This is a genomic window from Bacillus sp. 22-7 (genome assembly GCF_010628845.1).
GTDB classification, from domain to species: Bacteria; Bacillota; Bacilli; order Bacillales; family Cytobacillaceae; genus Cytobacillus; species Cytobacillus firmus_B.
In genome coordinates this window covers 143509-169179 of record NZ_NJQY01000006.1, presented here as the reverse complement: position 1 = coordinate 169179, position 25671 = coordinate 143509, and the positions used below count along the sequence as shown (strand labels likewise).

The 25671-nt window shown below is 39.5% G+C and carries 22 protein-coding genes and 1 pseudogene; 20 read left to right on the top strand and 3 right to left on the bottom strand.

The window, feature by feature from the left end:
- The first annotated feature begins 752 nt into the window (after window positions 1-752).
- The 8 genes from CE058_RS04740 to CE058_RS04705 all read left to right on the top strand — a co-directional run bounded on the left by CE058_RS04740 (window position 753) and on the right by CE058_RS04705 (window position 9977).
- Window positions 753-1298, top strand: a complete 546-nt coding sequence (locus tag CE058_RS04740) for a helix-turn-helix domain-containing protein (RefSeq protein WP_163140614.1) — start codon at window positions 753-755, stop codon at window positions 1296-1298.
- A gap of 45 nt (window positions 1299-1343) precedes the next feature.
- Window positions 1344-3389, top strand: a complete 2046-nt coding sequence (locus CE058_RS04735; RefSeq protein ID WP_163140612.1) for a hydantoinase/oxoprolinase family protein — start codon at window positions 1344-1346, stop codon at window positions 3387-3389.
- A complete protein-coding gene (locus CE058_RS04730) occupies window positions 3390-5138 on the top strand; it encodes a hydantoinase B/oxoprolinase family protein (RefSeq protein WP_163140610.1) in 1749 nt (582 codons plus the stop codon). It abuts the gene before it with no gap.
- 1 nt (window position 5139) lies between these two features.
- The gene (locus CE058_RS04725) at window positions 5140-5469 is read left to right on the top strand and encodes a cupin domain-containing protein (protein WP_163140608.1); all 330 of its coding nucleotides are present in this window, start codon (window positions 5140-5142) and stop codon (window positions 5467-5469) included.
- 95 nt (window positions 5470-5564) lie between these two features.
- Entirely contained in the window at window positions 5565-6914 is a 1350-nt protein-coding gene (locus tag CE058_RS04720) for a purine-cytosine permease family protein (RefSeq protein ID WP_163140606.1), read from the top strand.
- Window positions 6915-7059: 145 nt separating this feature from the next.
- Window positions 7060-7614 carry a hypothetical protein gene (locus CE058_RS04715; RefSeq protein ID WP_286167878.1) on the top strand — a complete coding sequence of 185 codons (555 nt, stop codon included), beginning with the start codon at window positions 7060-7062 and terminating at the stop codon, window positions 7612-7614.
- 590 nt (window positions 7615-8204) lie between these two features.
- Window positions 8205-9104 carry a formyltetrahydrofolate deformylase gene (gene purU, locus CE058_RS04710; protein ID WP_163140602.1) on the top strand — a complete coding sequence of 300 codons (900 nt, stop codon included), beginning with the start codon at window positions 8205-8207 and terminating at the stop codon, window positions 9102-9104.
- A 423-nt stretch (window positions 9105-9527) separates the two neighbouring features.
- Complete coding sequence (locus CE058_RS04705) at window positions 9528-9977, top strand: DinB family protein (protein ID WP_286167877.1); 450 nt, start codon at window positions 9528-9530, stop codon at window positions 9975-9977.
- 132 nt (window positions 9978-10109) lie between these two features.
- On the opposite strand, the gene CE058_RS04700 is transcribed toward CE058_RS04705, so the two are convergent.
- Both CE058_RS04700 and CE058_RS04695 read right to left on the bottom strand, forming a co-directional pair.
- Window positions 10110-10580: a DinB family protein gene (locus CE058_RS04700; RefSeq protein ID WP_163140600.1), complete on the bottom strand. Its 471-nt coding sequence runs from the start codon at window positions 10578-10580 to the stop codon at window positions 10110-10112.
- A 351-nt stretch (window positions 10581-10931) separates the two neighbouring features.
- Entirely contained in the window at window positions 10932-11489 is a 558-nt protein-coding gene (locus CE058_RS04695; protein WP_163140598.1) for a helix-turn-helix domain-containing protein, read from the bottom strand.
- Between the two features lie 113 nt (window positions 11490-11602).
- On the opposite strand from CE058_RS04695, the gene CE058_RS04690 reads away from it, so the two are divergent.
- The 9 genes from CE058_RS04690 (at window position 11603) to CE058_RS04650 (ending at window position 22066) form a co-directional block, all read left to right on the top strand.
- Window positions 11603-12199: a LysE family transporter gene (locus CE058_RS04690; protein ID WP_163140596.1), complete on the top strand. Its 597-nt coding sequence runs from the start codon at window positions 11603-11605 to the stop codon at window positions 12197-12199.
- 182 nt (window positions 12200-12381) lie between these two features.
- Complete coding sequence (locus CE058_RS04685) at window positions 12382-13959, top strand: PucR family transcriptional regulator (RefSeq protein WP_163140594.1); 1578 nt, start codon at window positions 12382-12384, stop codon at window positions 13957-13959.
- 111 nt (window positions 13960-14070) lie between these two features.
- Complete coding sequence (locus CE058_RS04680; protein WP_163140592.1) at window positions 14071-15255, top strand: metal-dependent hydrolase family protein; 1185 nt, start codon at window positions 14071-14073, stop codon at window positions 15253-15255.
- 167 nt (window positions 15256-15422) lie between these two features.
- The gene (locus CE058_RS04675) at window positions 15423-16829 is read left to right on the top strand and encodes a sodium:solute symporter family protein (RefSeq protein ID WP_163140590.1); all 1407 of its coding nucleotides are present in this window, start codon (window positions 15423-15425) and stop codon (window positions 16827-16829) included.
- Between the two features lie 26 nt (window positions 16830-16855).
- Window positions 16856-17986 (top strand): M24 family metallopeptidase, encoded by a 1131-nt coding sequence (locus CE058_RS04670; protein WP_163140588.1) that lies wholly within the window; start codon window positions 16856-16858, stop codon window positions 17984-17986.
- Window positions 17987-18055: 69 nt separating this feature from the next.
- Complete coding sequence (locus CE058_RS04665) at window positions 18056-19255, top strand: metal-dependent hydrolase family protein (RefSeq protein ID WP_163140586.1); 1200 nt, start codon at window positions 18056-18058, stop codon at window positions 19253-19255.
- Between the two features lie 152 nt (window positions 19256-19407).
- Window positions 19408-19770, top strand: a complete 363-nt coding sequence (locus tag CE058_RS04660) for a Na-translocating system protein MpsC family protein (protein ID WP_163140584.1) — start codon at window positions 19408-19410, stop codon at window positions 19768-19770.
- A gap of 133 nt (window positions 19771-19903) precedes the next feature.
- Window positions 19904-20926, top strand: a complete 1023-nt coding sequence (locus CE058_RS04655) for a Nif3-like dinuclear metal center hexameric protein (protein ID WP_163140582.1) — start codon at window positions 19904-19906, stop codon at window positions 20924-20926.
- Between the two features lie 18 nt (window positions 20927-20944).
- Window positions 20945-22066: a hypothetical protein gene (locus tag CE058_RS04650; protein WP_163140580.1), complete on the top strand. Its 1122-nt coding sequence runs from the start codon at window positions 20945-20947 to the stop codon at window positions 22064-22066.
- 46 nt (window positions 22067-22112) lie between these two features.
- Here CE058_RS04650 and CE058_RS04645 read toward each other — a convergent pair whose 3' ends face one another.
- Window positions 22113-22577, bottom strand: coding sequence for a hypothetical protein (locus CE058_RS04645; RefSeq protein WP_163140578.1), 465 nt, complete (start codon window positions 22575-22577; stop codon window positions 22113-22115).
- A gap of 204 nt (window positions 22578-22781) precedes the next feature.
- On the opposite strand from CE058_RS04645, the pseudogene CE058_RS04640 reads away from it, so the two are divergent.
- The 3 genes and pseudogenes from CE058_RS04640 to CE058_RS04630 all read left to right on the top strand — a co-directional run.
- A pseudogene (locus CE058_RS04640) lies at window positions 22782-22931 on the top strand (SAM-dependent methyltransferase); the annotation flags it as partial.
- An 81-nt stretch (window positions 22932-23012) separates the two neighbouring features.
- Entirely contained in the window at window positions 23013-23453 is a 441-nt protein-coding gene (locus CE058_RS04635) for an Hsp20/alpha crystallin family protein (protein ID WP_163140576.1), read from the top strand.
- A 715-nt stretch (window positions 23454-24168) separates the two neighbouring features.
- A complete protein-coding gene (locus CE058_RS04630) occupies window positions 24169-25659 on the top strand; it encodes a M81 family metallopeptidase (RefSeq protein ID WP_019382228.1) in 1491 nt (496 codons plus the stop codon).
- The last annotated feature ends 12 nt before the right edge of the window (window positions 25660-25671 follow it).

Sequence of the window (25671 nt, the reverse complement as noted above, 5' to 3'; positions counted from 1 at the left end):
ATTTTTTTACAAAAAATGCATAATACAACTGTATATTATACCATGGGAAAAAAGATATGGATTATGGGAGTTTTTTCTTTAAAAAATATCCTTAGCCAATTAAAAGTATATGAAGAGGGCTTAATTATATATTACTAATTGACCGTATTGAAAAATTGTACACGTTGGTTAGTAAAATGGCAGAAGAGATGGTTGTTAAGCAGAGTTAATGGTGGACTTTAGCATAGGTGCGAAATTAAAAAAACCAAATTTCTCTGTTGAACGGATTTCCTTTTTGCGCAATAAATTTCATTGAGATTGTATAATGGGTTTTGTATACAACCTCAGAGTAATCATAGCGCTTAAGAAATTTTCTGAAAGGAATTACCCACTATTGAAATAAAGAAAAACATCATAGAGAAGTATGTCATTTAATATAGCATGCTATTAAGTGAGTATTAAAAGCCTGTTTCCAGAAAAAATATCTTCAGGGAGCAGGCTTTTTTATTTTTAGGCTTTTAGATTTAATAAAAGATATTTGATTTGGGAATTTCTTTATCACAAATGGAGTGAACAATAAAGTTAAATCTAGCTGACCACCGAACACTTTATAGAATGTAGATATAATCAAAAGATAATTGTTTCTTGTTTCTTAATTTAAAATTTTCTTTCAATTCAAAAATTAATATGCTATCATACTCTTAATTACAGTAATACTTAAATCGTTTACACTAACACTATAATTTTACAGTTTTGCTTCAAAGGAGTTCATTATGGATGAAATTTACAAGAAAATTAAAGATTTAAGGCTTCAGAATGGCTATACCTTAAAAGAATTAAGTGAACGCACTGATTTATCAATCAGCTTTCTTTCCCAAGTTGAGAGAGGAACAACTTCCCTAGCTATTACTTCATTGAAAAAAATTGCGGATGCACTGAATGTAAAAATTTCTGAGTTTTTCGAAGACGAGAAACCGAATCAGAATTTCATGGTGAAGTCCAGCGAGCATAAGCCATTTAATATCAAGGGGTCGGAATTTACTTATGTCCGAGTGAATGGTGATTTTCCAGGCAGAAGCCTTGAGCCGCTTTTGGTTACATTAGCACCCAACCAAAAACAGACACAGCAATTTGGCCACGCAGGCGAGGAATATTATTACGTATTAAAGGGCCTTGTTATTTTTCACGTAGATGGAAAGGAATACATTATCCGAGAAGGTGATTCCATTCATTTCCCATCTACTTACCCGCATACAGTTGAAAATCCGATAAGCGAAGAATCAAAATTACTTTGTGTTTTAACGCCAGTTATTTTTTAATTGGCCTTTATAAATAAATCTATAAATACAGAAAGGTGGAGTATCATGCGTGTAGCTACTGATATTGGCGGAACTTTTACTGACCTTGTTTATGTCAATGAAGAAGGTGAGATTGGGGTTGCCAAAAGCCATACCACACCTCCTAATTTTGAAAAGGGAGTTATCGATGTTATTGAGAAAAGCGGGATAGATCAAACAGCTATCCAGACTTTTATTCATGGCACCACTGTTATTATTAATGCCCTTACTGAACGAAAAGGTGTAAAGACAGGTCTAATTACAACTAAAGGCTTCAGGGATGTACTAGAAATTGCCCGTGGAAATCGTCCGGATTTATTTAACGTCAGGTATCAAAAGCCGGTTCCATTTGTTGAGCGGTATTTACGTCAGGAAGTAGAAGAGCGCTTAAATTATAAGGGAGAAGTGCTGTCTTCGTTAAATAAAGATCAATTAAAAGAAATTATTCACTATTTCAAGGAACAAGAAGTAGAAGCGATAGCTGTTGCCTATTTGCATTCCTATGTAAATCCAGTTCATGAGATTGAGACTGTAAATTTGGTAAAAGAGCTGTTGCCAGAAGTGGCTGTCACGGCATCACATGAGGTAACAAAAGAATGGCGGGAATATGAGCGAACTAGTACGACTGTTCTTAATTCATATGTAAAGCCAATTGCTGCATCCTATGTGAACCGGTTACATAATAAATTAATAGAAAACGAGACTGATAGCCAAAATTACATTATGCAGTCAAATGGCGGTACAACTACCTTCAATAGTGCAAAGCAAACGCCTATTAATATGGTAGAGTCTGGACCTGTTGCCGGGATATATGGTGCAGCTGTACTTGGTGAAATCCTGGATGAAAAGAATATTATTGCCTTTGATATCGGCGGGACTACAGCAAAGTGCTCCCTGATTAATCAGGGAGAGGTAAAAGTTTCTACTGATTATTTCATTGAAAAAAATGAGCGCAGTGCTGGGTATCCAATAAAAGTGCCGGTTGTTGATATCGTGGAGATTGGAAATGGCGGCGGTTCGATTGCATGGATAGATGGAGCGGGTTCTTTAAAGGTTGGTCCTCAATCTGCAGGTGCTTTGCCTGGACCAGTTGCCTATGGTCAAGGTGGTACGGAGCCAACAACCACTGACGCTAACCTGATTACGGGAAGACTTTCACCAGAAAACTTTGATTATGAAGTAAATTTGGATAAAGTGAAGGCTGCCATTAAAGAGAAGGTTGCCGATCATTTTGGAATGTCTGTTGAGGATGCTGCATTAGGCATTATTCGAATTGCAAACTCCAATATGCTGAATGCATTAAAGCTTATTTCTGTTCGAAAGGGCCATAACCCTCGTGAATTCTCGCTGGTAGCTTTTGGCGGCGGAGGATCGATGCATGCACCTGCACTGGCTAAAGAGCTGGGTGTTAAGAAGGTTATTGTTCCTGTTGCTTCCTCGGTATTTTCGGCATGGGGCATGCTCATGACTGACCTAAGACATGATTATATCCAGACATATATAAGAAGATTAAATCAATTAGATCCTAGTGAGCTAAATAAAGAATGGAATTCAATTGAAACTCAAGCACTTAAGCAATATCAAGAAGAGGGAGTTTCAGAAGAAGATGTGTTATTTACAAGATTTGCAGATATCCGCTATCTAGGTCAAGAACATACTGTAAAGGTTCCTGTTCCGAATGGGGAATGGTCTGAAGAAACCATTTCAGAAGTAGTTGAACGCTTTGGAGATCTGCACGAACAGCATTACACCTTTAAGCTTGAAGGGACTCCGACAGAGATTGTCAACCTGCACCTAACAGCATTCGGGAAGGTATTAAAGCCTGAACTAAAAAGATTAACCTCTACAAGCAGAGATGAGCAAGAGGCTTACAAAGAAACTCGTCCAGTATATTTCGAGAACAGCGGATGGGTTGAAACGAAGGTTTACTACCGCAGTTTATTTGGTAAAGGCATGAAAATTTCTGGACCTGCCATTGTAGAGGAACCGTCTGCTTCTACAGTTATCTATCCTGATCAATCCTTAACTGTAGATGAGTATGGGAATTTAATCATTGAAACAGGGGTGGAATAAATGACACAGATTGTTCGGAGTAAAGTAGATCCATTTACACTTGAGATTGTGAAAGACTCACTGGTTGCTATTGGAGATGAGATGTTTATTGCCCTTGCTAAAACCTCAATGAGCCCGATTATTTACGAAGTATTGGATTACGCCAGCGGCCTGACCGATGCGAAGGGACAGCTTTTGACACAGGGAAATGGTGTAACCGGATTTATCGGGATGCTTTCTGACATGGTTAAGCAAACACTCAAGAAGTTTGGTGATGGAAAGTTAAAAGAGGGCGATATCATTATCATTAATGACTCTTACGGTGGTGGCGGTTCACACCTTTCGGATGTTGGATTGGTCATGCCAATATTCTTTGATGGGGAAATTGTTGCTTTTTCGGCCAATAAAGCACATTGGACAGAAGTTGGCGGAAAAGATCCAGGTTCCTTCAGTAACGATGCTACAGATATTTTTCAGGAAGGCTTACAATTTCCGAGTGTAAAACTTTTTAATGAAGGTGAAATAAATCAGGCGATTGTCGATATCATTGAAGCCAATGTGCGTTTTCCTGAATTATCTTTAGGGGATATGTGGGCACAGGTTGCAGCACTGAAAACAGGTGAAAAACGAGTCAAGGAATTATGTGAAAAACATGGGAAAGAATTATTTTTATCTTCAGTAGATTATCTGCTTGATCACGGCGAACAGCTTGCACGTCAGGAACTAAGTAAATTGCCAAAAGGTACTTTTAACGCAGAAGGGTTTATTGATGATGATGGTTTTGGAAATGGCCCTTTCAAGATAAAAGTGAAAGTAACCATAACAGATGATAAATTCGTTGCAGATTTTAGAGGCAGTCATCCTCAGGTTCCAGGACCTGTTAACTGTTCTTATACAGCACTGGTTTCTGCTGTACGAACGATTTTCCTTGCGATTACAAATCCTTCGCAGGATGCAAATGATGGAGTTTTCCGCCCATTAGAAGTTATTACGGATAAGGGATCTGTTCTTTCCGCCGAACGTCCTGCGCCTGTTTCAATCTATTGGGAGAGTATGCTAGCGGGAGCAGATCTGATATGGAAAGCTCTTGCACCGGTTGTTCCTCATAGGCTTAATGCGGGACATTTATTATCTGTTTGTTCAGTTGTTTTATCAGGGCAGCATCAGGATACAAATGAACCTTTCTTAATTGTTGAACCATCTGTTGGAGGCTGGGGTGCTTCTGAAGGTCAGGATGGAGCCAGAGGACAATTCTGTATTGGGGATGGAGAAACCTATAATGTCCCGGTGGAAGTTGCAGAAACAAGGTATGGTGTAATGGTTGACGAGTACAGCCTTCATACAGATGGTGCCGGAGCAGGGGAATATTTAGGCGGTTCTGGTGTCATTCGTTCCTATAAAGCATTAAGTGACAACCAAATGGTTTCCGTAACATTTGGACGAAATAAGTTTGTTCCTTGGGGAATGAAGGATGGCCAAGAAGGTTCAGCGAATGAGGTGTATATTGAAAAAGCCAACGGGGATGTAGATGGTCCTTTTGGAATTTATCCGAGGTATCCGCTGAATAAAGGTGATGTCGTTAAACTGGTAACTGCTACAGGCGGCGGCTATGGAGACCCATATAAACGCCCTGCAGATCAAGTAGCCCAGGATGTGAAAAATGGCTATATTACTGCTGCACAGGCAAATGAAAGCTTTGGGGTAATAGTAAATGAGAAAACATATGAAGTTGAAGGTTTAACAGAAGATCGTCTGCAGAGGGGGAAATAAAGTGGAGGTATTAAATATAGAGAAAATTAACCCGGACCCAAATGCGGCTGTTCCACTTAAAACGGTATTTTCACAAAAAGCTCTGGCTGGAGACTTGAAAGTGGGTACAGTTGTTATTCCACCGGGGAAGCGAGTTCCGCTGACTGGAGTTTCTAATCATAGTGAGAACGAATATTCCATTATCGTTAAAGGTTCTATAGTAACAGAAACCAATGGAAAAACGTATCGGGTGTCAAGTGGGGAAGCAACTTATATTCCTGCAGGGCAAGAGCATATTGCCTATAATGACAGTGAAGAGGATTGTGAAATTGTTTGGGTGCTGGTTGGTTAGCATCATTCACCATAAAGACCTTGCTTGGGCAAGGTCTTTATTATAAAAGAATTTTACAGAATATTCCGATATAAATTTGAAGGAGTTGAATAGAAATGGAAGATGTGTCTTTAAGGAAAAGCAGTGGAAAAGATGAAGCTCTTGCTTCCGTTCCAATGAATGAGAGGCAGCACTGGATTTCACCCGCTGTTATATTTGGGGGACTGGAATTTACAATTCCGGTATTAATGGTAGGTGCCACGTTAACAGCCAGTTTTGGACTCGGAAAGCTATTTTGGATTTTGGCAGCAGCTCTCTTTGTCTTCCAATGGATCGGTAATGCCCTCGCAGGCTATATTGGGGCTAAAACTGGCCGTTCCTCTTCCGTAATTGCCAGAACCAGCTTTGGTTCAACCCAGGCACGGTTTATCGTAGGATTGACTATCTTTATCGTTTCAATGGGCTGGTGGGCTTTGCAGACGGCAGTTGCCGGAAATGCCATTTCAGCAATGTTTGGAATTGACTATAAGACGCAGTGGTTCCTTTGGGCACTCGTAACAATCATAGCTGGTCTGCTATTTGCACTTCCGTCCATTATTGGCTACTCATCTATGAAATGGACTGATTACTTAGCTGTCCCAGCTGGCCTTCTTTTAATTGCGGGCGGTATCTTCTATGCTTTAAAAAATATCGGCTGGGAAAAGATCTCATCCTGGAGCCCTGAACCGCAAATGACTTTTCTTGCTGCCGTTAGTTTAGTCATCGGTATTAACGTTTCTCAATGGGTTATTGCCTCCGATTATACTCGCTATGCAAAACCGAAAGTAAAAGACAACGTACTCATTCCATTAGGAATCATTGCAGTAGGTTTCCCGCTATTCTATGTTGGTGCCATTATGTCCATAGGAGTAGGCGATGCAGATATTGTCAATGTCATGATGAATTTAGGATTCCCGATCTGGGGCTTCCTCATCTTATGGTTAGCAACCTGGACGAGTCAATTAGTAAATAATTATAGTATGGGCTTGGCTTTAGCTAACATGCTAAATGTGAACTCTAATAAGGGAAGAGCACTTCTTACATTAGCTGGTACTATTGTTTCTATAGGAGTTGCTTTGGCGGGGATCCTTGATTATTTTATGGACTTCTTATATATGACTGCTTTAATCTATCCAGCCATAGCTGGTGTTATGATGGCTGACTTCTTCTTTATAAGAAAACAGCAGTGGGTCGACAACAAAGGATGGAACTGGATGGCAACCATCGCATTAGTAGTAGGAACTCTGGTTGGATACTTCACACAATACGTGTATTCATTTGGATTGCCTGCCGTTCAATCCATTGTTGCTGCAGGAATTGTGTATATGATTGCTATGAAAGTTAAAGCAAGAATTGCACCTGATCACTTTACAGAGATTAATAACCAATCAGAACTTATAACTTCAGATAATTTAAAAGCTCAATAAATGAAGAAGCTTGAAAAATGTTTTTTGAGAAACAATAATAGATACAGCGTCGGACCTAAGTAGGGTCCGACGCTTTTTTTGAGTTGTTTTAGAATCAAAAGGATGTGGAAGAGTTATAAAAACCAAAAAAGGAAGTATGATACTAGTGTCTAGAAAGAGAACACTTTCAGATGAAACTAAGATATGCGGAACTGATAAAACGTTAAACGATTTCTGGAACTGGGGTTTTTCTGATTTGCTAAGCAACTCATTAAGAGGAGTATTTGCGGAGTTTTTAGTAGGAAGTGCTCTAGACTGTCTAAATCAGTCAAGAATCGAGTGGGATGCTTATGATTTAATTTATCGAGGGAAAAAGATTGAAGTAAAATCTGCAGCATATGTACAGACCTGGCATACTGACACATTTTCAAAAATCGGCTTTAACATAGGAGCAAAAAGGGAATATAGTTATACAACCAGGAAGTATAGTACAGAGATTAAAAGACACGCTGACATTTACATCTTTTGTTTATTGAAAGAAAAAGATGTAGATACTCTTGATCCATTGAATGTGAGTCATTGGGAGTTTTATATTGTCCCGACTAAAATCTTGGATGAACGTTTTCCTGCTCAAAAAACAATTAGTCTATCTGCTTTGAGTAAAATAGCGAAGCCGGTTAGATATTGTGAAATAAAGCCAAAGATAGATGAGATTATTTAAATATTCAATAGTGTAATGAAAATAAACATAGGGGCGGTTCTGGCGATTACTTAGATACGCCGGAACCGTCCCAGTTGTTTTTTACAAGCTTAAATATTGGCGAGTCTTTTTTGTATTTTAAAGCCTGCTTCAAACTGAGTGCCTGTCCCCATGTTCAGTAAAGCTTTACCATGCTAGGGGACAGGCACTTTTTATCTGTATCTTTTTTTTAAAAAAAATAAGGTTGGTTGATTGGAGCGTAAGGTGCGAGATTCCAGCCGGAGGCTCACCGCCCGCCCCGCGGTTCGCTGAGCAACCTGCAGCGGAAATCAACCTCTCCTCATTCTTTGTTTTTTAATTACAAAATCATAAAAAAACAACAATATTTTAGAAAAGAGCTGCAGCTTATTCGGGTAGCTCTTTCTCGTATACATTCCACTTGAAGAAGTGTCTGTCTGGCCATTCCATTGAAAGGGCTGGCACTAAGATTTCAGCATTACTCCATGTTTAACTATCCCATAAACCAAAATAAATAACTTTATAAAAAATATGCTTTTAAATCCAGAACAATAAGTCTATTATAGTTATTAAAATTAAAAAAGGAGATTCATATGAATTCATCTATTCAAGATCAACTTCAATTATTTAGAGAAAGTCAAAAAAACAGGGGGCGGCTGCTTATCAATTGTCCCGATCAACCGGGAATTGTGGCTGCTGTATCCCAGTTTCTGTTCCAGCATGATGCTAATATTATCGAATCGAGTCAATATTCGACAAATCCAGAGGGTGGCACCTTTTTTATTCGAATCGAGTTTGAATGTCCTGGTTTACAGTCGAAGGAAGAAGAGTTGAAGAGTAAATTTAAGGAAATCGCAGAAACATTTTCAATGGAATGGAAATTAGCATTTGTTTATGAATTGAAGAAGACAGCTATTTTCGTATCAAAAGAACTTCATTGTTTACGTGAGCTGTTATGGGAATGGCAAAGTGGTGATTTGCTTACCGACATCGCTCTCATTGTGAGCAATCACGAGGAAGCAAGACAAATTGCAGAATCCTTGCATATTCCATTCTTTTACATACCAGCAAGCAAAGAAAATAGAGAGGAAGTGGAAGAAAGACAGCTGCAGCTTTTAAAAGAATTTGATATTGACTTAATCATCTTAGCAAGATATATGCAAATTTTGACGCCAGCCTTTGTTGAGGCTCATCCATTCAAGATCATTAATATTCATCACTCTTTCCTTCCTGCATTTGTTGGTGCGAGGCCATATGATCGAGCCCATCAGCGCGGAGTAAAAATAATTGGGGCAACGTCTCATTATGTTACAAACGATCTTGACGAAGGACCAATCATTGAACAAGATATCAAGCGTGTTGACCACCGGGATCATATAGATGATCTAAAAAAGAGTGGACGTTCTATTGAACGAAGTGTTCTTGCCAGAGCGGTTAAATGGCATTTAGAAGACCGGATTATTGTTCATGAAAACAAAACAATTGTTTTTTAAGGAAAAGGAGCGGTAATGAGTGCCTGTCCCTCAGTTTAGTAATGCATTTTCATGTGATCTGCCCCCTGTCAAGCAGACAGTGGAAATAATAAAAAAGCTTTAGGCAGCTTTAGCTCTATATCCATAGGGCTAAGGTCGTTTAAGTGTTTTTGGTTTTTTGCTGAAAATTTTACCGAAATGTAATGGGAAGAACTTGTACGACGATTAGAATAGGGATTAGCTTAGTGGCAAAATGAGATTGAGGCAGCCACGGAATCAAAATTGCATGAACAAATCCCCCATTTTCCTTTAGATGCGCTTTGGTGGGGGGAGTTATCAAATTTGAGCAGACATAACACTTATCAAATTGGACAGATCTTCTATATTCGAAAAGTCCAGGGTTCCAGGCAAAGTAAAGAGTAGAAAGAAAAGAGGACGGATACAGTGGAGCGGAAGGAATACGAATGGGTCAAAGAGAATCGGGAAGTGCTTTTGGACTTTTGCAGTAAAATGGATCCAAAAGATTTTACGAGTGAAATGGGATTCGGCTGGCAGAGTGTGCGTGACACACTTGTTCATGTAGCGAATTGTTATCATGGCTGGCTAGGATCATTTGTTTTATTAAAAACGAAGAAGCCTATCACACCTAGAGAAAACATTCCGACAATCGGCATCGAGGAAATCAGGACACTTTTTGAACAAGCAGATGCTTATGTGTATGAAGTTTTTGAGTCATTTTCTCAAAAAATGGATGAGTCAATCGTGCAGCCTATTCCTTGGAGAGAATCAACTGAGGAGATTTCAATGACTCCTCGAAAACTGTTCATGCATACTGTCACTCACGAATACCATCACAAAGGAGATTATGGCGATGGCCCGCCAGTTGGGGTATGAACCGCCAAATACAGATGTTCTGGGGACGAGAGACTAGATATAGATAAGAAAGGATGCCCTATGGTGCTGTTCGTAATATCAATGGGCACCCTTTGTAACTTTTAAGATTAAAATTAAAATAATCTTCCTATTTTAGTTCTTTACTCCTGTATGCTGAATAACCCGTTCCATCGCTTGAATATGCCCCAAATGGTTTGCCTCATGAAACAACGCAAATTCAGCTAATTCACCAAAGGTTTCAAGCCCCAAAAATGGTTTAGCCAGCTTTTCATTTAACCGTTCAGCTGGAATTTGCTGGATTCGGCCCAATTGATCCTTCAGCTGTATAATGAGCTCATCTGTTTCAGGTATATCACCTTTCCAATCAGCCGGCTTTGTACCGTTCCCAAATAATTCAATATAGTTTACAGGGATATGGGTCGTTTTGCGGGGAAAGCCGAACATAAACTGTTCACAGACCGTTAATACATGGCCTATATGCCAATGGATCGTGTTGTTAAAACCGTCTGGCTGTATACTTGCTACATCCTTTGAAACTGACTCGATCTTTTTAATAAAATAACCTCTTGTCTTCTCAAACTGTTTAAACACTAGTTCATTCATTCTTTTCTCCCCTTCCAAATATTCTCATCTGTTAATATACCAAAAATCAGGAAAGATTAGGAGAGTCAATGGACTGAAAAATTGATTATTGTTTTCTTTTATATTCGGCGAAGGTTTAGTTTGAAATTAATAAATTTACATTTTGTAGATGGCAGGACTTTACATCCAACCAATTATTAATGTCACTTACACAACGTTAAGCAAACCGTAAGCTTTTCTTTATCAAACCGGTTGATGATATGCTGTGGGGAACATTAACCGAGGAAAGCAGCCCCGGGAGGCTGCTTTTTGTGCGGAAGGGTTTGTCAATTTAAGATTTCAGTTAAATTTACGCCAATCATAGAAATGCTTTTATTCTGCCGGATAAAATAAAATCATACTGACACGTGCCAATGATTTCCCTGAATTATGATAGGTATGGGGCCGATCCGCTTTGAATCTGATGGAGTCACCGCTTTCTAATGTATATTCATCGTTATTAACCCGTATGGTTATTTCCCCATCAAAGACAACGATCAACTCTTCGGTTCCCTCGATATGTGGTTCAGCACTCAGGTATCCACCTTTGTCAATTTCGACGGTATATACTTCAAATCGTTTATCGTTTTCGAAAGGAAAGTAAGGGTATACCCGATACCTGCCTTGATCCTCTGATAATGTCTGAATTTCCTTCTTTAAAACAAGCTGAGTATCCGGCTGAGGATGATTAATCAATGAGGTAAAAGAGATCTTTAGACCATTTGCAATCTTCCAAATGGTTGTGATGGTCGGGCTTGATTCGCCCCGTTCAATTTGGCCGATCATCGTTTTGCTTACTCCCGTTAATTCAGCCACCTTCTCTAAACTTAATTTTTTGTTTTCTCGAAATGCTTTTAAATTTTTAGCAAGAATTAAATGAATTTCCTCCATACTTGCAGTCCTTTCGTATGTACAATATAACGTCCGTAATATACAATATGTAGTAAATCGTTATATTGTCGTTTCTGTACATTATAACATACATGCAAAGGAGGAAAGCAGCTGTGTCTTTATTATCTTTTTTCTTATATGTTTTTGTTACCAGCTTTACGCCAGGTCCAAACAATATTATGGCGATGGTATTCGCTAACCGGTTCGGTTTAAGAAATACGATTCGATTTTGTTTGGGGGTAAGCGCAGGATTTTTTGTCATTATGATCCTTTGCATTTATTTTAATCTATTGCTTCATCATTTCATTCCAAGGGTTGAATTGATCATGACAATCATTGGGGTCATTTATATGCTGTTTTTGGCCCTTAAAATCATGACCAGTAAACCGGATGACCAAAACAATAATGATGCTAAGCATAACGGATTTTTAATCGGAATGCTTTTGCAATTTATTAATCCAAAGGGGATTTTATATGGGGTTACCGTTATATCAACCTTTATCTTTCCATACCATACCTCACATACGAGTCTGATATTCTTTTCCATTTTCCTTGCCTTTGTTGGTTTTCTGAGTACCTTTTGCTGGAGTGTCTTTGGATCCATTTTTCAATCCTTCCTGGCGAAGTATAGAAGTCAGTTTAATGTGATAATGGCTTTGATGCTGGTGTATAGTGCCGGGTCTATTCTTGTGGGGTACTTCATTCGGTGAATGATTGAGTGGTCATAATGATGAGGTAAAGCCAAATGCTGTACCCCATACATGTTTAAATCACCAATAGGTTTTATCCATTTTATTTATCATAAGTTGCCTTTATAATATTAACAAACTATTGAAAAAATAAGAATTTCATAGAAAAGTTTTATTGTTTCCTATCAAAAGGGGGGATTATTATGATTACAGTCAAAGACTTTGCTGATGTGTTAGAAAGGGATCATATTTTGCTGGTGAGCGGCGGCAGGCAAAATATGAATAAAGAGATTGCCTACCTAACAAGCATGGAGCTTACGGAAAAAACATCCCGTATGAAAGAAAAAGGGTTTGTTATGACTACGTTTCATGCATTTAAAGATGTGAAGCAAATGATTAGCCATTTAGAATGGATGCAGGAAATCGGAATTAGTGCTATTGGTTTTCATACAGCAGCATTGAAAACAATTCCGAGGGAAGTTATCGACTACTCCAATACCCATTCTTTCCCGCTTTTTGAAATCCCCCAAGAGGTCCCATACTATAGCATCCACGAGAAATATAATCAGCTGGTAAATAAGAAGGAAAATGAACAGGCTTCGAAAATACATAGATTAAATGAAAAACTGATGGAAATTGTTCTCCTGGAGAAGGATTTGAATTCAATTGTAAAAGTAATAGGAGAATATATTAACAATGTTGTGTGCGTGCTAGATCCGTATTTTGATTTGATTGCGTATTGGAAAACGAAAGAGCAAACCAGAGATGAGATTAAGCACCTGATTAATTTGATCATAAACCAGCATAAAGAGAACGTGTTAAAAGTGCGCTTCACCAATCGTGAGACGAATATAGCTGTTAAAATGGATTCTCTCTCTGATCAGAATTTCAAGGTAGCGCCGCTGTTTTCTAAGATGAACTTTCTTGGCTATCTGATCATTTGTCAAAATGGAACACCGGATAAGTTTTCAGAAGAGGTTATTAAGAATGGTATACGTGCCTTAAGCTTAGCAGCCTATAATAAAAATACATTGCTTCACTATCAAAAGAGCAAAGATATCGAAATGCTTGAAGGTATTTTTCAAGGTGAGTCCGATGATAAGAGCCTATCTGATTTTTATATGGACCTTAAGAAAGTAAGATGCATTTTCCAGGTGCAGTCCTCCACTCCGGAAACACTTCAGTCAAAACTTCAAATGTTTTCTGAGCTTTTAATAGAAAATGAAACAAATTCGCGATTATGGATTTATAACAGAAAAATCGTCGGGGTGATCGATTCGATAATAGACAGAGAGAGGGTAGCGGCCATTCTGACAGACTACCCTGGAATCCGTATAGGTGTAAGTGCGATAGAGGAGGTTAACACTTGCAGTAAAATTAAAGCTATGTATGACCAGTCATCTATGGGACTGCTGCATGGTCACGTTCATGATGTACAATTGGTGTTTTGGGATGAAATGGGGATTGAGAAAGTCGCCTACAATTTACAATCCCATCATTTGTTTCAAAACTTCGATGAAGAATTACTGGGTCCATTGATTGCCTATGATCTGGAAAAGAATGCTTCCTTAACCGAGACACTATATACATACTTGAAACACTTTTTTAATCTTCAAAAGTCGAGCAGTGAATTATTTGTGCATCCTAACACGGTAAAATACCGATTGCAGAAAATAAACGAATTGATGCAGGTGGATATTCAAAATCCATCCCATTATTCAATGCTCATGCTGGCCTTTTCCATATACAGATCTAAACAAAAAGCAGATCAATTCCAATAGAATTGTTTAAAAGGGACAAAATACTGTCTCTTTTTTGTTTGTAGTATACAATGATAAATAATCTTTCTATTGTTATGATTTTGAATAATCACACAATAGGAGGGCTTCAAAATGCCAACAGACACGAAATGGATACTAAAGGGCGGCAGCATTATTGACGGACTAAATGATGAGGTGGTGGAGGATTCGTACATCAAGGTTGAAAACGGAAGAATAACGGAGGTTAAGGAAGGGGAGCCGGGTGAAACAGAAGGGTTTGAAATCATTGATTGTACCGGAAAATATATACTTCCCGGACTGATTGACTGCCATGTACATCTCGTTTGGAATGGGAGTGCAGATCCGCAATCCGTCATCAAAAATGAAGAGAATGACAGAATCGCTTTGGAAGCCTATAAGCATGCATTGGATACACTGAAATTAGGCGTCACTACAGTCAGAGATTTGGGTGCACCGGATCGAACCGTATTACATGTAAGAAATGTCATTGATTCCGGCTTGCTTTCAGGGCCTACCATTATCGCTGCTGGTGCCCCTATTTGCATGACAGGCGGACATGTCTATTATTTAGGCTATGAATCTGACGGGCCGGATGAAGTCCGCAAGAATACTAGAAGGGTGCTCAAGGAAGGAGCAGACCTGGTGAAGGTGATGGCAACGGGCGGTATTTATACCAAAGGGGAAGAGCCCGGTTCCGTTCAGTTAACAATAGAGGAACTGAGTGCTGCAAAAGAAGAGGCTCTAAAGAAAAATAAGAAGGTCTCTGCTCATGCAGATGGAATTGAAGGGATCATGAATTGTTTAGAGGTCGGGATTGACACAATCGAGCATGGAATTTACGCAGATCGTCAGGCTCTTGAAATCATGAAAAATCAGGGAACCTTTTTGGTGCCGACAATGGCCGTCATGAGACAGCTTATAAGCAGCCCGGACATTCCGGCATATGCTCTGGAAAAAGCTAAGCAAGTTGTGGGACCGCATTTCTCCATGCTGCAGGAAGCTGTTCAAATCGGAGTGAAGATTGCAACAGGAACTGATTGTGGCTCTCCATTAACCCCGCCCCGCTATTATTTTGATGAATTAAAGATTATGCATGAAGCGGGAATGTCAGAAATGGAAGTCATTAAAGCATCAACGAGTGTTGCAGCTGAATGTCTCGGAATTGAAGATCAGCGCGGCAGTATTTCTCCAGGAAAGTTCGCAGATTTGCTAATTGCAGACAGCAATCCTCTAAATGATTTAAATAGTTTGCGGGGAGACAAGCTTGTGATGAAAAATGGTGTTTTGGTCAGCTGACCTGCACTGTTCAAGCTAGCTGTAACGGGGCTCTGCGATTGCGGAGTCTCCCTTGGATAAATTCCAAAGAAAATTTAATAGGAAACATGGATCACTGTTCCAAGATTAAATCTGCATTAAGCTTCCACACAGCCTTATACAAAAAATAATTAAAGGGAGTGAGCTTATTGAACATTTATTTAGTTGCAGTTGTTCTTTACCTGGTTTTCATGGCGTTGATTGGTGTGTATTTCGCAAAAAAATCGGTGAAAAATAGCGACGACTTTATGGTTGCGGGCCGAAGCCTGCCACTATTCGTCGTTATGGGTACTCTTCTTGCAACGTTTGTTGGATCTGGAACTGTTGTCGGCGGAGCGAGCTTTATTTACCAATACGGACCGTTTGCCGCTATTTTCAATCTGTCAGGCGGAATTGTTGGAGCTATTATTTTGTATTTTATCGCTTCTAAAATCCGCCAGATTGAAATCTATACAGTACCAGATCTTTTGGAACGGCGCTTTGGAAAAGCAGCTCTTTATATATCATCCGTTATTATCATCTTTGCCTTTGTCGGAATCACAGCCTACCAGTTTACAGGCGGAGCCTATGTGCTGCAATTAACCACAGGCATTCCACTGGAAATAGGAGCCATCATAATGTGTGCACTGGTTATCTTCTTAACGGTAAGCGGCGGGCTCTTTTCGGTTGCGTATACGGATGCACTTAGTGCCATTTTAATTATTATTGGCTTTCTTTTCGGGGTTCCCTTTGCACTGAATGCTGTTGGGGGATTTGAAGGATTATCTCTATCTTTGCCTGAAATGAATAAGACCTGGAATGGCGGATTATCATTTCCTCAGCTTCTCGGCTTCTTCCTGCCATTGTTTTTACTCGTTCTGGGTGATCAAAACATGTATCAGCGATTTTCCGCTGCGAAAGATCCGGACGTAGCCCGGAAATCCACTATCGGTTTTTTTGTTGGCAGTGTGTTTGTCATTAGTTTAACCATCATCTTAGCAACTACCTCTATTGTGCTTTTTCCAGAAATCAAGCCTGATACAGCCATATTATCACTTGCGATTGATGGGGTACCCCTTGTAATCGGATTGCTTATTCTCTGTTCAGCCGTTGCCTTTATTATCACAACAGCTACCTCTTATCTTCTATCTGCATCAGGAAATATTGTCAGTGACTTAATCCAGCGCTCAAGTAAAAGCAAGCTATCAGAAAGCAAACTTCTATGGTACAACCGTGTGATTGTCGTGGTATTAGGAGTCCTTGCATATGTGTTAGGGCAATTCTTCCCAAGCGTCCTGGCCATCCAAATGTATTCCTATACAATGTATGGCGCGTCCTTAACTCCTGCAATTCTTGCAACCGTATTATGGAAGAATGCAACAAAAGCAGGCGTCATCAGCTCCATGATTGTGGGTGGTTCTGCAACTATGATTTGGGAAATCGGTCTTGACCGTCCCTTAGATTGGAATAGTGTCCTGTTTGCCCTTCCATTATCAGTTTTAACACTCATCATTGTCAGTTTGGCAACGAGAAATAAAAACGTCACAACAGACCTCACTACTGATCATACAAGCTAATACGACTTTATAAGGAGTTGGAAAGCGTGAATTCAACGAAACGAATCAATCGATTAAAAGAGTATATGAAAGAACAAGCAATATCTGCCGTTTTTGTATTCAATCCTGACCATCAATTTTATTTAACAAATTTTAAAGCTTTAATTTATTCACGGCCAATCATCTTTCATTTACAGGAAAAGACAGCCATGATTGTTCCTGGCCTTGAAGAAACCCATGCACTGGAACATTCACACGCAGATGATGTCCTGGTCTATTATGAACATCCTGGTGCCGGCAGGGATGAGACTTCGCATATGGAGCATATAAGTAAGTTGGTAAAACAAAGTCCAGACTCATCAAAAATTGGTGTAGATTTAGCCTTTATTCCGGGTGAGGTTCTTCTTTATCTACAGCAATCAGGCTATCAGGTGGTGGACATCGGGCAATTCATTTATCAAATGCGATTTATCAAAGATGAAGAAGAAATTCACATGCTGGAGCAGGCCGGACAATTAGTGAATCTGGCAGTAAGCAAGTCATTAGCGCAAATTCAAGCGGGAACTACAGAAATGGAAATTGATGCAGCGGGAAATGCAGCACTGTTTGAAGCAACTGCTGCCCAATATCCGGATTCGGTTATTGATATTGTGGTTATGTCGCCTTCCGGGTTAAAAAGAAGCATTATGCCGCACGTATTCTCTAACACTAGAAAAATCGAAGCGGGAGATGTCATTATTCACAGCAGGCAGGTCGGTCTAAATGGGTATCGTGCTGAATTAGAGAGAACCGTCATTGTCGGGAAGCCAACACCCCAACAGGAAAAGGCATTTCAGGCAGCTATAGAAGCGCACCAGCGTGCGATTGATTTTATTAAGCCAGGTGTGAAATTTTCAGAAGTAGATGGTGTTGCCCGTGAAGTGTTTGAAAGGGCGGGACTTGAAAAATATGCGATTCACCGCACCGGACATGGAATAGGTGTATCAGCACATGAGCAGCCATTTTTGCGTTATGACCATCATGATGTGGTAGAAGAAGGAATGGCATTTTCGATTGAACCTGGGATTTATATACCTGAGGTTGGCGGTTTCAGACACTCTGATACTGTTCTTATTACATCTGATGGATGCCGATTAATCACAGAATATCCGCGTGATATGGAGTCCCTGCTTTATTAAGTTAAATATCAAACTTGAAAGGGAGAAGTATCACACTTCTTCCTTTTAAAATGTTAGGAGGAACATGTGATGGAGTTTGTGATTTCGAATGTGCAGCTATTGTATGGGGAAGAATTGGATTGTAAGAAGGGGTTAGCTGTTTGGATAAAAGATGGTTTGATCAAGGAAATGATCCCTGAATCCAAACTGCCAGCCGGCGTAAAGGTCATCGATGGAAATGGAGGATTTCTCGCTCCAGGCTTAATAGATTTACATATTCATATGATGTGGGACGGTTCATTAAATCCAGTTCAAACCTCTGAAACAGAAGGCTATGAACAGATGCTGATACGAGCAGTTGCCAATTGTCAAACTTATCTCCAGAGTGGAATAACGACTGTCAGGGACATTGGCTCCATTGATGATATTGCTCTGCATGTAGCAAAAGGGATCAAAAGGGGGCTTATTCCAGGGCCTGATGTGATTGCCAGCGGAAAAACCTTAACCATGACAGGGGGGCACGATCCGTTCTGGGCAAGATTTGTCGATGGGAAGGATGAGGCGTTAAAGGGTGTACGCGAACAAATTTTTAAGGGTGCTGAAGTCATTAAAGTAAGTGCAACTGGCGGGGTCTATGGAAGAATAGAAGGGGAACAGGTCGGCCATGCAGAGCTTAGCCTGGAAGAGCAGGAAGTCATCTGTAAAGAGGCACACCGTTTTGGACTCAAAGTGGCGTCCCATGCGATTGGCCGTGAGGGAATACTTAATTCGATTCTTGCGGGTGTGGATACAATTGAGCATGGTCATTTTCTGGATGATGAATTGGCTGCCTTAATGGAAGAACGGAATACCGCCTGGATTCCGACATTGTTCGTCTACAAGCAAATTGCCACACAGGATGGGATTCCTTCTTATGCAAGAGACAAAGCTGAGGAAATTGTCAGCATTCACCGGAATGCATTTGAAACCTATTTTAACCGGAATATTTTAATTGGGGCCGGTTCAGATGCGGGTTCACCATGCACTTCTCACAGGGCGCTGCTGGATGAATTGTATACCATGAATGAGATTGTTCCTGATGCGAAAAAAGTGCTTAAAACAGCTACAGTTAATGCCGGGAAAATTTTAGGACGAGACGTTGGGCAAATTAAAGAGGGATACAGGGCAAATCTGATTTTGCTTAAAGAAAACCCGCTTGAGTGCCTGAGTAATTTAGAAAATATAAAGATGGTTGTAATCAGGGGAAAGGCTGCTTATGAAGCTAAGAACCTTGATAAGCAGGCGAAATAAGCAGTGTCCAGGTGACTAATGTGCCGGACCCCTGAAGGTTGATATTATCTAGCAAAATATATTTTTAATATAAACACTTTACAGATACTATTAACTATGATAAATTCTATTTATCAAATCATTCTGAAATTTCAAAAAGATGGTGTGAGTGAATGAGTTGGACTGCTGGCCCATTTAAACAGGAACTGATCAAGGATTATAACAATATTAATCTTCTTTTGTTTGATATTGGTGTCAAAAGTCAAAGAGTCGATTTTTTGGGGGATAAGATATTAATCTTCGCCAACCATAAGAGAATTCCATCTCTTAAACATTTGGACGAGATTAATCGCTTTGTAACCCGAATGACTGACATTGCCATCATAGATAGTTATAAGGAACATTTAAGAAATGTCCTGGAAGAAAAATATGGGATGAAGGTACTTTCTATTTTAAAGGACTATGATCCCGTTACTGAACTTTCAGGAACGATCATTACCCTGGATCGTGATACAAGTGCCTATATTTCCAGGTAATTAAATAAATTGTGACTGGTCCATTGAACTCTTAAGAGTGCATAAAAACCGTCAGTACAAGCTTTCAGACTAGCGTCTGTTTGTTTTGTGCTGACGGTTTTTTTTATAAAAAAATAGAGGAGGCAACAACATTATGAAAACAGTTGAAGATGTATTGATTGCGCTGGATGAACTGACAGGAGGCAGAGTGATTAAATCGCTAAACGATATTACGAGAGGTGAGCATCCCTTTGTCATCATGAAATCTTCCAACATTCCCGGCAAAGAGATCATTGAAACGCCTGGTCTTGTCTATGGCGATATGAAAAAAGAAGTAAAAAAAGTAGCAGTTTCTATGACAATGACAGAAGGAAGTATCGAACTTGCCGGCGCTACTGGTGTCGATGCCATTGTTGCTCATCATCCGATAGCTGAAGCGGCTAATTCAGGTGGAGTAATCTTGAAAAACTATCTGGATTTGTATAATGTAGCTGCATTTGAATTGCATGAAGCTTTCCATGGATTGCATCCTGGCATTCCTTTTTTGCACGGCCATCAGGTATACCGTACAGAGGTTTCTTATGGAGGAGTGCACGGAAATATTTTATATGCAGGGAAAGTACTCCCTGAGGTGAAAACGCTGGGAGATATTTTAACACGGCTGGACAATTATATGGGTCTGAGAGATGAAGAGGAACTGTTACATACTGAAAAGGAAATACGCAATAGTTCATCTCTGTCTGAAACGAGTATAGTGACTCGCGGGAGAATTGTTCATGGAGAAGAGACCAGCCCCGTGAACAATATTGTGCACATTTTCCCGCATACGGGATTTTCTCCTGAACATTTGCGTCAAGCCATCCAGGAACACCCGGAAGCTGACACAGTTCTCGCTAGCATTAGCCGGGTTTATGTTGGACATCCGCTTATTGAAACAGCTAAGGAGTTAGGCCTTAATTTTATTATTGGAAACTGCCATGTGTTAGAAATACTCGAAAATGGTTTGCCTTTAGCTTATGCCTTAGACAGACTGCTGCCTGATGTTGAAGTCGTTGTTTTTCGAGAACGTGTGACAAGCATATCCCTAAATGAAATGGGATCTCCTCAGTTAAAGAAATATGCAGAAGAAATGGCTGAGGGTTATCTATTGAAAAAAACGGCTGTCCATACACTATAAAAAAAGGAGTGCAGGTAGATGAGCGAGGTTAAATCTTTAGTACAAGAAAATCTAGAAATAGAAGAGAATAGTGTCCCGATTCCGTTAACGAGAAAATGGACACGAATTGAAGCAGTCGGTCTTGGTTTAGTCATCATCTCACTGCTGGTATTGTTAATCACGCCAGGTACATTAGCCGGGTTATTTACTTCCATTGTCGATCAGGTTTTCCCGGTTATCGTAGAGATATTTTTAACCGGCACGGTAGGGGTTTCCATTATTGTTAGTGTCATTATAGGCCGGGTACTGGAAAGGCTGGGATTTACGGATGCGTTAATCCGGATATTCATTCCTGTTACAAAGCTGATGAAAGTGAATTCGGCGGTAATCATTCCAAGTATATATAATATTCTTGGTGACATTAATGCTGCCGGGAAAATTGCCGGACCGATCTTAATCCGTTCGGGAGCAACAAAAGCAGAGCAGAAAATAGCGGTAGCCACCATGGTTCAATCCCAGCAGTCCTTTGCTACCTTTATGTTGGGCATGGTTGCTTTAACGGCTGTAGGGGCCAATGCCTTTGTAGTGGTCGTGCTGGCTGTCTTCATGCCTGTCATTGTTGTTCCGTTCCTGCTTTCTAAAACCATTTACCGGGATACGAAAGCTGTCCAAATTGCAAAGCTGCCTCAATTTACGCCGAAGACTGGGTTTTTACCCACTTTGTTTAATGGAGCCAGGGAGGGAGCAGAGCTATTATTCCTTCTCATTATACCGGCTGCCGCCGTCGTGTTTGCTGCTATTGGCGTTTTGGATTACATCGGCATATGGTCAAAATTTGAATCCGGCCTATCAGCCGTTTTGTTAGCTCTAAATATTCATCCTGAGACCGGAATTCTCTCCATATTAGCAAGCCCGGCGCTGGCCATGGCCCAGTTATCAGAAGTTGCGGGTTCTTTGGATCCGCGTTTGGTCATTGGATCATTTGTATTAGCTTCATCCGGCTTGCCTTTGTCTACTATCTTTGGTCAAATTCCGGTTATATGGGCAGCTAATTCTGATCTTAGTGAAAAGGATGCAATGGGAGCGGCTGTATTAGGAATCGTCATGCGTATTTTGACAGCCTTTTTGATTGTTTATTTCTTAACGCCGATATTAGTCTAATGCTCTGAGCAAAGGTAAAGAAAGCAGTTTTTTCTTGGGATAAGGTCTAAATTTTACCCAGTAAAAAAGAAAGATCGATAAAATATTTATTTGGTGGGATCCTGTCAATTGAATGGGGATCCAGGTGGAGCTCTGTTTTTCTTAAAAGATTGTTTTCCTCGCTCCACAAGAAAAGATTGGCCGTTTGATGAAAGGGTTCCATAATCCCTTTCATCGGCGCAAGAAGTTCAATCTTAAGATCATCCAGGGGAAAGTCAGGCCGGCAAATAAGCTTACAAGGTGCTGTTTGTAAGGATTCATAGGGATTTATTGTATGATCAGACAGATGATGAATCCTCCCGGTAGCTGCAATTCTTTTATCAGGGAGGATCAGTCCAGATTCATGATAGATATCTCTTCCGATGGAGGAAGGGATCTTTTTTTTGTTCCATAAAATGGACATCGAAAAAGTGTGGCCAGGCAAAATCGTCCATGCTCTTTTGGCTATCAGTTCAAATCCGATAAAGGACATGGCTATCCCTCTTTCCTGCTGCTCGATACTGATGTTTATGCTCAAGGAAGAAAAAATATCTGCTATGTATCCATCAATTCATTATGATAGCTGTTACTCACGAACCCTCTTTTTGTTGAGAACTGGCCTGTTAAGAGTTGCCAACTAATCAAAAGCACCAATCCGTTAAAAAACATTAAAAATAGGTTTAACCATGAAGCTAGCTATAATCAGTTAAAGCCAAACGGATATATGATTTTTACTGCGGTTTCAAAAGAAGCCCCCATGTATGGAAAGGGTAAACAATTGGGCAAAGACTATTTTGAGATCATGGAAGGAGTAAAAATGTTTTTCTATGATTCCGACTCAATCAAACCTTATCCCTTAAATGAATAATTACATTCTAAATGTAAAAAATATATTTGTTAAAAATAAATAACTAAGGAGATGATACAAATGGCATTGATACCTTATGATCCATTTAGACAATTAACTAACATTAGGAGAGATTTTGACAGATTATTCAATGATTTCCCTTTTCATTTAGACAATGAAATGAATCAATTGGGGAATATAAGAGTGGATGTTCATGAAACAGATAAAGAGGTAGTAGCAACTTGTGACATTCCAGGCTTGCGGAGTAAAGAAGATGTAAACATTGATATTGAAAATAATGTATTGAGAATTAGTGGCTCAATTAACAGAACTAATGAGATTAAAGAAGAGAATTTGCATAGGAGAGAAAGATACACAGGTAGCTTTCAGAGAGCTATTACACTACCAACTCCTGTTTCTGAGGAAGGTATAAAGGCTTCTTATAAGAATGGTGTACTAGAAGTTATCATGCCTAAACAAACTCAAACAAATAAAAAGAAAATTGATGTGGATTTCCATTAAAAATGAACAGTTTGCTACCTGTTATGAAAGAGTTTGGCAGGGATTACTTGCAGGAAATTGCTGAGGAGCAACCTGACCTAGTTGATTTGCTAATTTTAAGCTGCCATTTACCTCAGGCAAAGAAAAAAATTATTTTAAATGAGCTGACTAATAATATTAAGAATTCCTACCAGCATTACTTCCTTTGAGGTAATGCTTTTCTTTTGTAAGGATACTGATGTTTATGCACGAGGAGGAAAAAATATCTGCTATGTATCCATCAATTCATTATGATAGCTGTTACTCACTAACCCTCTTTTTGTTGAGAACTGGCCTGTTAAGATGTTGTTTGCCAAATAATCAAAAGCACTAATCCCTCAGAAAACAGTCTTCATAAAATATAATTTAGCTTTCTGCAGTATGCAATAAGTATGCGCATGCTGCTTTTTTTTCCTACCCACTCGATTATTTGTGCGCCCTCCTTGTTTTGATTGATATGTGCCAGATAAAATTCGGGACTGTTTCCCTTGGATTCAGTCCCGAATTTTTTCTATTCATCGCTAAACCGAAATGCTAGAAAAACCTAGGGCTGTAAAATTAATTCTGAAAATTTATAAAAATATAAATTTATGTATTGAATAGGTAACAAATTAGTAATATAATTACAAACAATAAAACGTTTACTTCATTTTTAAAACAAATTAAAGTATCTACTTCAAAAAAAGGCGGGATAACAATGAGAATCTTGATAGGTGGAATTGCACACGAGACCAACACATTTTCCAATGTGAAAACAACAGTTGAATCGTTTAAGCAATGGGAATGGATACACGGAGATACAATCATACAGAAACATCGAAAAGTAAGAAATTACTTAGGTGGTATGATTGATCGTGCTGAAGAAATTGGGGTGGAAATTATTCCGAGTTTTTCAGCTTTTGCCATGCCCTCAGGGTTAATAACGAAGGAAACCTACGAGAGGCTGATTTATGAATTAACGGATTCTATTAAAGCAGCGGGTGAATTTGAGGCTGTTTGTCTGGCACTTCATGGTGCTGGAGTTGCGGAGGATGCTGATGATCTTGAAGGGGGTATATTATCTGCTGTTAGAGAAATTATCGGATATAAAATCCCTGTTGTTGTCACACTGGATCTTCATGGCAATATAACTGACCAGATGGTTAAAGAAGCTGATGTCCTGTTAGGTGTTAATTTCTACCCTCATGTCGATTGTTATGAAAGAGGAAAAGAAGCCATTGATATTACGAAGCAAATTCTTTTAGAAGAAATACATCCAAAGATGAGCCTCAAAAAACTGCCACTTATGATTCCCACTTCCACCACGAATTTACCTCCTGCGAAGCACATTAATGAATTATGCTGGACACGCGAAAAAAACGAAAAAATTATTGATTGTACATTCTTTCATGGATTTCCTTACACCAATATTCCTGAAGTCGGTGTAACGGTTGTAGCTATTACTAATAATGACCAGGAGCTGGCAGATCAAACAGCAGAAGAAATTGCAATAGAAATTTGGAATACTAGAGAGGACTTTTTTCCAGATATCGATACTCCTGAGGAAGGTATAAATAAAGCGTTGAGGATGGAAGGCAAGCCAATCATAATTAACGAAACCTCCGATAATCCTGGGGGCGGTACACCAGGTGATGGAACTCACTTGCTCTCAGCTATGTTAAAAGCAAAGCTTGAAAATGCTTGTTTCGGCTTTATATATGATCCAGAAGTAGTGGATATTGCACATGAAAGTGGAGTGGGGACGGTAATCGAAGTACTGCTCGGCGGAAAAACGGACGATATGCATGGGGAGCCTATACATGTTAAAGCATACGTAAAAACTCTCACTGATGGGCAGTTTATCCAATCTTCGCCGATGGGAAGAGGTGCAAGCATCAATTATGGCAAGTCTGCGAGAGTCATAGTTGATGGGATCGATATTATAATTTGTTCTAAAAGGTCACAGACACTGGATGAACAAATCTTTTTGCTGCATGGGATTGATATAAAATCCTATAAAATCGTGGCCTTAAAATCAAGCCAGCATTTCAGGGCAGGTTTTGAACCGCTTGCAAAGGAAATCATTTCAGTTGACTCTCCAGGATTAAGCAGCTTTAATCTAATATCCTTTAATCATACAAGACTCAGAAAAAAAGTATATCCATTTTATAAGGAAATAACGCTGTTTCAAAAAGAAAAATTCAAGTGAAAAATGGGGGAA

Excerpts from the sequence above, each read along its gene's own strand:
- CE058_RS04720 (WP_163140606.1), top strand. The coding sequence starts at position 5,565 with ATGGAAGATGTGTCTTTAAGGAAAAGCAGTGGAAAAGATGAAGCTCTT.
- CE058_RS04665 (WP_163140586.1), top strand. The coding sequence starts at position 18,056 with ATGGAGTTTGTGATTTCGAATGTGCAGCTATTGTATGGGGAAGAATTG.
- CE058_RS04645 (WP_163140578.1), bottom strand. The coding sequence starts at position 22,577 with ATGTCCTTTATCGGATTTGAACTGATAGCCAAAAGAGCATGGACGATT.
- CE058_RS04680 (WP_163140592.1), top strand. The coding sequence starts at position 14,071 with ATGCCAACAGACACGAAATGGATACTAAAGGGCGGCAGCATTATTGAC.
- CE058_RS04635 (WP_163140576.1), top strand. The coding sequence starts at position 23,013 with ATGGCATTGATACCTTATGATCCATTTAGACAATTAACTAACATTAGG.
- CE058_RS04730 (WP_163140610.1), top strand. The coding sequence starts at position 3,390 with ATGACACAGATTGTTCGGAGTAAAGTAGATCCATTTACACTTGAGATT.
- CE058_RS04700 (WP_163140600.1), bottom strand. The coding sequence starts at position 10,580 with ATGAATGAACTAGTGTTTAAACAGTTTGAGAAGACAAGAGGTTATTTT.
- CE058_RS04630 (WP_019382228.1), top strand. The coding sequence starts at position 24,169 with ATGAGAATCTTGATAGGTGGAATTGCACACGAGACCAACACATTTTCC.
- CE058_RS04695 (WP_163140598.1), bottom strand. The coding sequence starts at position 11,489 with ATGGAGGAAATTCATTTAATTCTTGCTAAAAATTTAAAAGCATTTCGA.
- CE058_RS04650 (WP_163140580.1), top strand. The coding sequence starts at position 20,945 with ATGAGCGAGGTTAAATCTTTAGTACAAGAAAATCTAGAAATAGAAGAG.
- CE058_RS04660 (WP_163140584.1), top strand. The coding sequence starts at position 19,408 with ATGAGTTGGACTGCTGGCCCATTTAAACAGGAACTGATCAAGGATTAT.
- CE058_RS04740 (WP_163140614.1), top strand. The coding sequence starts at position 753 with ATGGATGAAATTTACAAGAAAATTAAAGATTTAAGGCTTCAGAATGGC.
- CE058_RS04655 (WP_163140582.1), top strand. The coding sequence starts at position 19,904 with ATGAAAACAGTTGAAGATGTATTGATTGCGCTGGATGAACTGACAGGA.
- CE058_RS04685 (WP_163140594.1), top strand. The coding sequence starts at position 12,382 with ATGATTACAGTCAAAGACTTTGCTGATGTGTTAGAAAGGGATCATATT.
- purU (WP_163140602.1), top strand. The coding sequence starts at position 8,205 with ATGAATTCATCTATTCAAGATCAACTTCAATTATTTAGAGAAAGTCAA.
- CE058_RS04735 (WP_163140612.1), top strand. The coding sequence starts at position 1,344 with ATGCGTGTAGCTACTGATATTGGCGGAACTTTTACTGACCTTGTTTAT.